Source organism: Virgibacillus sp. LDC-1 (assembly GCF_030137545.1).
Lineage (GTDB): Bacteria > Bacillota > Bacilli > Bacillales > Amphibacillaceae > LDC-1.
On sequence record NZ_JARUVL010000015.1, the window covers coordinates 68,556 to 75,571 of the forward strand.

At 39.4% G+C, this 7,016-nt stretch carries 6 protein-coding genes; 5 read left to right on the plus strand and 1 reads right to left on the minus strand.

The window, feature by feature from the left end; all coding sequences use genetic code 11:
• Nucleotides 1-136 precede the first annotated feature (136 nt).
• Entirely contained in the window at nucleotides 137-724 is a 588-nt protein-coding gene (locus QBK89_RS12420; protein ID WP_284141378.1) for a class I SAM-dependent methyltransferase, read from the minus strand.
• A gap of 286 nt (nucleotides 725-1,010) precedes the next feature.
• Between QBK89_RS12420 and gatC the strand changes: the two genes are divergently transcribed.
• The 5 genes from gatC (at nucleotide 1,011) to rlmD (ending at nucleotide 6,890) form a co-directional block, all read left to right on the plus strand.
• A complete protein-coding gene (gene gatC, locus QBK89_RS12425) occupies nucleotides 1,011-1,301 on the plus strand; it encodes an Asp-tRNA(Asn)/Glu-tRNA(Gln) amidotransferase subunit GatC (protein WP_284141379.1) in 291 nt (96 codons plus the stop codon).
• 12 nt (nucleotides 1,302-1,313) lie between these two features.
• Nucleotides 1,314-2,780, plus strand: coding sequence for an Asp-tRNA(Asn)/Glu-tRNA(Gln) amidotransferase subunit GatA (gene gatA / locus QBK89_RS12430; protein ID WP_284141380.1), 1,467 nt, complete (start codon nucleotides 1,314-1,316; stop codon nucleotides 2,778-2,780).
• Nucleotides 2,780-4,210 (plus strand): Asp-tRNA(Asn)/Glu-tRNA(Gln) amidotransferase subunit GatB, encoded by a 1,431-nt coding sequence (gene gatB, locus QBK89_RS12435; RefSeq protein WP_284141381.1) that lies wholly within the window; start codon nucleotides 2,780-2,782, stop codon nucleotides 4,208-4,210. Before gatA ends, gatB begins: the two co-directional genes overlap by 1 nt.
• 244 nt (nucleotides 4,211-4,454) lie before the next feature.
• Nucleotides 4,455-5,366 carry a diacylglycerol kinase gene (locus QBK89_RS12440; protein WP_284141382.1) on the plus strand — a complete coding sequence of 304 codons (912 nt, stop codon included), beginning with the start codon at nucleotides 4,455-4,457 and terminating at the stop codon, nucleotides 5,364-5,366.
• A gap of 141 nt (nucleotides 5,367-5,507) precedes the next feature.
• Entirely contained in the window at nucleotides 5,508-6,890 is a 1,383-nt protein-coding gene (gene rlmD, locus QBK89_RS12445; protein ID WP_284141383.1) for a 23S rRNA (uracil(1939)-C(5))-methyltransferase RlmD, read from the plus strand.
• Nucleotides 6,891-7,016: the final 126 nt, after the last annotated feature.

Genomic DNA, 7,016 nt, shown 5'->3' on the forward strand with positions numbered 1-7,016 from the left:
GTTTCTCCTTTTTTTGTCGGAAAAGACGAGCAATATTCGGGATAAAGCTGGCAAATAGAGCTTTGGTGGTGAATAATAAACAAAATTAGGGGCAGTTTTTGCTGCCCTTATTTTATAACTCATCCTTAATATTGCATTAATTATCATCCTGTTTGTCCGAAGCTTCGATAAAATTCCCCTTTTTTATGGCGAGTAGATGGAATTCAGTATTACTCTCACTAAACTCAGTATAGAATTCAGCTAGAATTTCCCACTTGAAGTGAGACGCTTGTATAATATTTTTCAGAATTCTTTCGCGTGTTGTTCCTTTTAAAATACAGTTCACAAAAACTCCACCTACTCTAAGCTCTTCCAGTATTTTTCTTGCAAATTTCGTTTCTTTTTCTAAATCGTTTTTATAGAAATGTAATATTGAATCTAACAGTATCAAATCGATGTTCTTCGTTATTGGAAATTCATAGATGTCTCTGATCAACCCTTTAACCGTTAATTGTCTCTTTGTAGCTTCATTATTGAGTTGTTTTATCCCAACAGTTGAATGATCGACTCCTATAACGTTGAAACCTATTTCTCCAAGTAATAAAGAGTCTCTTCCTTGTCCACAACCTAAATCAAGAACAGTTCCCTTAGGATAGTAGTTAGTAAAGAATTTAATGAGACCTGGATATGGACTTCCAAAATAGTTTTGTTCTTTATAATAGTCGTCATATGCTACTTTTTTCACTATAGTAGACCTCCATTAACATTTATTAATGATTATTGTAATTATGATTATATTTATTACATAATAGCACGGATTGAAATTTCATTTTATGGAGGCAGACTATAAACGTTCTTTTTTTAATTTAGAAAAATATTCTCCTAGTGATTCAGTTGCTTGAAGACCGCAATATCTGCTATTATCAATAGTATTGTAACTGTTTTTTATCGTTTCCTTTCGTTGTATCCATTTGTGAAATAAATGATAAATTATGAGGAAATAGACCGTGTAAATTATGGAGGTGTTTGGTATGGCAGAAATTTCAAAAGAGCAGGTAAAGCATGTAGCTAATCTTGCTAGACTTGCGATTACAGAAGAAGAAGCAGAAATGTTTACCGATCATTTACGTTCGATTATTACATATGCAGAGCAGCTAAATGAGCTGGATACAGAAGGTGTTGAGCCAACAACACATGTGCTCGACCTGAAAAATGTGATGCGCAAGGACGAGCCGAAGGAATGGATAACACAAGAGGAAGCGTTGAAAAACGCACCAGATAAGCAAGCGGCTTATTTTCGTGTGCCATCAATTTTGGAATAAGGAGGGATTCGCATGTCGTTATTTAACCATAGTATAAAGGAATTAGAAGAAAAGCTGCAGAAAAAGGAGATCAATGCAACCGATCTTGTTGATACAGCTTTTGCACGCATACATGACGTAGAAGAAGATGTAAAGGCATTTATTACATTGGATGAGGAAAATGCGCGTAATTATGCAAAGCAATTAGATGCAGCTACAGATAAAACAGAAAAGTTGTTTGGTATTCCAGGTGGAATCAAGGATAACATTGTAACAAAAGGCTTACGTACTACATGTGCAAGCCAATTTTTGCGCAACTTTAATGACCCACTATATGATGCGACGGTTGTACAAAAGCTAAACAATGAAAAGATGATTACAGTTGGAAAATTAAATATGGATGAATTTGCGATGGGATCTTCCACTGAAAATTCCAGCTATGCAAAAACACGCAATCCATGGAATACCGATTTTGTTCCAGGAGGATCAAGTGGTGGTTCTGCAGCAGCTGTAGCAGCAGGAGAAGTGTTATTCTCGCTTGGTTCGGATACAGGTGGCTCGATTCGTCAGCCTGCCTCGTTTTGTGGTGTTGTGGGATTAAAGCCTACATATGGTCGTGTATCACGCTTTGGCTTAGTAGCCTTTGCTTCCTCATTAGATCAAATCGGACCAGTTACACGGACGGTAGAAGACAATGCACGTATTCTTGAGGTTATTTCTGGCCATGACAAAATGGATGCAACAAGTGCAAACATAGATGTTCCTCTATATACGGATAGTTTAACTGGCGATGTAAAAGGATTAAAAATTGCGGTACCAAAGGAATATCTTGGGGAAGGTGTAAATCCGGAGGTAAAAGAATCTATATTACAAGCACTGAAAAAATATGAATCACTTGGAGCAACATGGGAGGAAGTATCTTTACCACATTCCAAGTATGCAGTAGCTGCATACTATTTACTTTCTTCCTCAGAAGCGTCTGCGAATCTTGCACGTTTTGACGGTGTTCGCTATGGCATTCGTTCTGAAAAAGCAAAGGACATGCTAGAGATGTTTAAGCTTTCTAGAAGTGAAGGCTTCGGTGACGAAGTAAAGCGTCGCATCATGCTCGGTACATTTGCGCTAAGCTCTGGCTATTATGATGCGTATTATAAAAAAGCACAAAAAGTACGTACGTTAATTAAACAAGATTTCGATAACATTTTTAAAACATATGATGTTGTAATGGGGCCAACAAACCCAACTACCGCTTTTCGTATTGGTGAGCGGATTGATGATCCATTAACAATGTACGCAAACGATATTTTGACAATTCCAGTTAACCTTGCAGGTGTCCCAGGTATATCGATTCCGTCTGGTTTCTCACAAGAAGGCTTACCAATTGGATTGCAAATTATCGGAAAGCATTTTGATGAAGCAACTGTTTATCGGGCAGCACATGCATTTGAGCAAGCTACCGATTTTCATAAGAAACAGCCTCAGCTAGGAGGTGCGAAATAATGAACTTTGAAACGATTATTGGTTTAGAAGTCCATGTTGAGCTAAAAACACAGTCAAAGATTTTTAGTCCAAGTCCAAACGCATTTGGTGCTGATCCAAATACAAATGTAAATCCAATCGATTTAGGGTATCCTGGAACATTGCCAGTGCTTAACGAAGAAGCAGTTAACTTCGCAATGAAGGCTGCAATGGCATTGAATTGTGACATTGCAACCCATACGAAATTTGACCGTAAAAATTACTTTTATCCAGACAATCCAAAGGCATATCAAATTTCGCAATTTGATCAGCCGATTGGAGAAAACGGTTGGATTGAAATTGAAGTGAACGGGAAGAAAAAACGAATCGGAATTACGCGCCTTCACTTAGAGGAGGATGCTGGAAAGCTAACACACGGTGATGATGGCTATTCCCTCGTGGACTTTAACCGTCAAGGAACACCATTAATTGAGATTGTTTCCGAGCCGGATATGCGCTCTCCAGAAGAAGCATATGCATATTTAGAAAAGCTAAAGAACATTATTCAATATACAGGTGTTTCCGATGTAAAGATGCAGGAAGGCTCCTTGCGCTGTGATGCCAATATTTCCTTGCGTCCAATCGGTCAAAAAGAATTCGGTACAAAGGCAGAATTGAAGAATTTAAACTCCTTTGCATTTGTGCAAAAGGGCTTAGAGTTTGAAGAAAAGCGCCAAGAAAAAGTTTTATTATCTGGTGGAGAAATACTTCAGGAAACACGCCGCTACGATGAAAAAACAAAAGAAACAATTTTAATGCGGGTCAAAGAAGGCTCAGATGATTATCGTTATTTCCCAGAACCAGATCTTGTGCCACTTTATATTGACGACGCATGGAAAGCACGCATCCGAAGCGAAATACCTGAGCTTCCTGATGCACGCAAACAGCGTTTTATGGATACGCTCGGCTTGTCCGAATATGATGCAGACGCAATGACAAGCTCAAAAGAAATGGCAGATTTCTTTGAAGAAGCTATTAATCAAGAGGCAGACGTAAAGCAAGTATCAAACTGGCTTATGGGCGAAATCTCTGCTTATATGAACAAGCATTTAAAAGAGCTGCATGATCTAGCGATTACCCCAGCAAGTCTGGCAAAAATGATTAACCTAATGGAGGACGGTACAATATCCTCAAAAATGGCTAAAAAGGTGTTCGCAGAGCTTGTAGAAAAAGGCGGAGATCCTGAAAAAATCGTGAAAGAAAAAGGCCTTGTCCAAATTTCTGATGAAGGTCAGCTAACGGAAATCATTACGAATATTCTCGATGCGAATGAACAATCGATCATCGATTATAAAAACGGAAAAGACCGTGCACTCGGATTTCTCGTTGGTCAAGTAATGAAAGCAACAAAAGGACAGGCAAATCCACCAATGGTGAATAAAATCCTTGTTCAAGAAATGGATAAACGATAACAAGCAGGAAACGAAGCCGCTATCTTTTCAAGGATGGCGGCTTTGCCTATCAAACAGTTTGTATGCCTGCTGCTTGAAGTAGAGTGTTTCTTGTTTGGGGTGATTATCACGTTTACCTGGGGGAAAATGTAATTTTGTTTTCGAATGGCTTTTCAAATAGGATAAAAAGGGATATGATAAGTGTTGTGTGATAAAAACTAGATTCTCGAACCTTGTATATCTTATGAATAGGGGAGGGGTTATCTTGAAGAAAGCCCGAATCATTTATAATCCGACATCTGGTCGGGAGGCCTTTAAAAGAGAACTTCCAAATGTTTTAGAACGCTTTGAAAAAGCTGGATATGAAACCTCTGCACATGCGACAACCTGTGAAGGAGATGCTATTAATGCTGCAAAAGTTGCAGTAGAGCGTGGCTTTGATATTATTGTTGCGGCAGGTGGAGATGGTACAATAAACGAAGTAATTAACGGGATGGCAGAACAGCCTAATCTTCCAAAGCTCGGTGTTATTCCAGTTGGAACAACAAATGATTTCGCGAGAGCTTTGCATATCCCGAAGGAAATAAATAAAGCAGTAGATGTTATCCTAGAGAATGGCTCCATGCTCATTGACATCGGTAAAGTAAATGACCATTATTTCATGAACATAGCAGGTGGTGGAAAGCTAACCGAGCTTACGTATGAAGTTCCAAGTAAGTTGAAAACGATGCTCGGACAGCTAGCTTATTATATGAAAGGCATTGAGATGCTTCCATCACTAAAGCCTACACGTGCAAGAATTGAATATGATGGCAATGTGATCGAGGAGGACATTATGTTGTTCTTAATTTCCAATACGAACTCAGTAGGTGGATTTGAGAAGCTAGCACCAGACGCAGATTTAACGGATGGCTATTTTGATTTGCTCATCCTTAAAAAAGCGAACCTGGCTGAATTTATTCGAATCGCATCGCTTGCTTTACGCGGGGCGCATTTAGAAGAAAAGCATTTGATTTATACAAAAGCGAAGCGGATAAAAGTAGAGCCAGAGGAAAAAATGCAATTAAATATTGATGGGGAATATGGCGGATTGCTACCTGGGGAATTTGTAAATCTTCAGCAGCACATTGAATTCTTTGTCCCACAATCTTTTATTGAGAAACAAGAAGATTACTGATGGAACGGTAATCTTCTTTTCTATTGAGGATGGCGAAATGGAATTCCATTTTAGTTCGAAAACGAACCTCCTACATACTTTTTAACAGACATGTTATGATAAGAGATATTGCGATTAAATGAACGATAAAGGAAGATATAGATGGCAAAAAACCAAGCACCGGTGAAGAAAAATGAAACCATTACCTTGCATTTTGAAGATTTAACCCATGAAGGAAATGGCGTTGGAAAAATAGATGGCTATCCATTATTTGTGCCCTACGCTTTACCAGGAGAAGAAGCAACTGTAAAGGTAATAAAGGTCAATAAAAACTATGGCTTCGGAAAGCTAGTTGACATTATTAAGCCAAGCCCACATCGAGTAGAACCCCCATGTGATGTATTTTATAAATGTGGCGGATGTCAGATTCAGCATATGAGTTATGCGATGCAGCTTGAAATGAAGCAGAATCAAGTACAAAATGTCATGCGTAAAATTGCTCATTTGGACCATGTTCCAGTTCATCCAACGTTCGGCATGGAAGACCCATGGCGCTATCGAAATAAAGTAGCCATTCCTGTCGGTGAAAAGGATGGAACGTTAATGACAGGCTTTTATCAAATGCGTAGCCATCGAATCATTGAAGATATGACGACCTGTGTGGTGCAGGATGAGGTAAATGATCGCATGGTAGAAGCAGTCCGTCGCATTGCAGACAAGCTTGGAATAATCGCTTATGATGAGCAATCCGATCGCGGTGTGCTGCGTCATATCATGGTGCGAACAGGTAGTCAGACGAATGAAACGATGGTCGTGCTCATTACACGTACTGAAAAGCTGCCCCATCAAGAACAAATCGTAAGCGAGCTCACGGAAACCTATCCGAATGTAACCTCCATTGTTCATAACGTCAATAACCGACGAACGAATGTGATTCTAGGACGCAAAACAAAGGTGTTATGGGGAGCAGAGTATATTTATGATTCGATAGGTGATATTCGCTTTGCGATTTCAGCCCAATCCTTTTACCAGGTTAATCCTCCGCAAACAAAAAAGCTTTATGAAAAAGCATTACAGTATGCGGATGTTGGTGAAAACGATGTCGTCATTGACGCGTATTGCGGGATTGGTACGATTTCCTTATTTATGGCGCAAAAGGCGAAAAAGGTATATGGCATCGAGGTTGTGCCAGAGGCAATCCATGATGCAAAAATGAATGCGAAGATAAATGGGATTGCGAATGCGGAATTCACGGTAGGTGAAGCGGAAAAGGTGATGCCAAAGTGGAAGGAAGCAGGCATGAATCCTGACGTTATCGTTGTTGATCCACCACGTAAAGGCTGTGAGCCAGCATTTTTAGAGGCAATGATTGCGATGAAGCCGAAGCGGATCGTTTATGTATCCTGTAATCCATCAACTTTAGCGAGAGACTTACGCATCTTAGAGGACGGTGGCTTTAAAACCAAGGAAGTCCAACCAGTTGATATGTTCCCACAATCGATGCACGTTGAAGCAGTGGCGTTGCTACAAAAAGAAACTGTCTAACTAAAAAAATCTCTTGCTAGTTAAAATAAACATTTGCTAGTCCGACCCTGATTTCGTTAAAAAATACTTTTGCGATTTCGGGGTCTTTTCATGCCCAAACCCTTGTCCTGTCATTCTTTTATCGAC

What these genes read in the sequence shown, in the direction of transcription:
- gatC (WP_284141379.1), top strand. Translation starts at nt 1,011, where the DNA reads ATGGCAGAAATTTCAAAAGAGCAGGTAAAGCATGTAGCTAATCTTGCT.
- gatA (WP_284141380.1), top strand. Translation starts at nt 1,314, where the DNA reads ATGTCGTTATTTAACCATAGTATAAAGGAATTAGAAGAAAAGCTGCAG.
- gatB (WP_284141381.1), top strand. Translation starts at nt 2,780, where the DNA reads ATGAACTTTGAAACGATTATTGGTTTAGAAGTCCATGTTGAGCTAAAA.
- rlmD (WP_284141383.1), top strand. Translation starts at nt 5,508, where the DNA reads ATGGCAAAAAACCAAGCACCGGTGAAGAAAAATGAAACCATTACCTTG.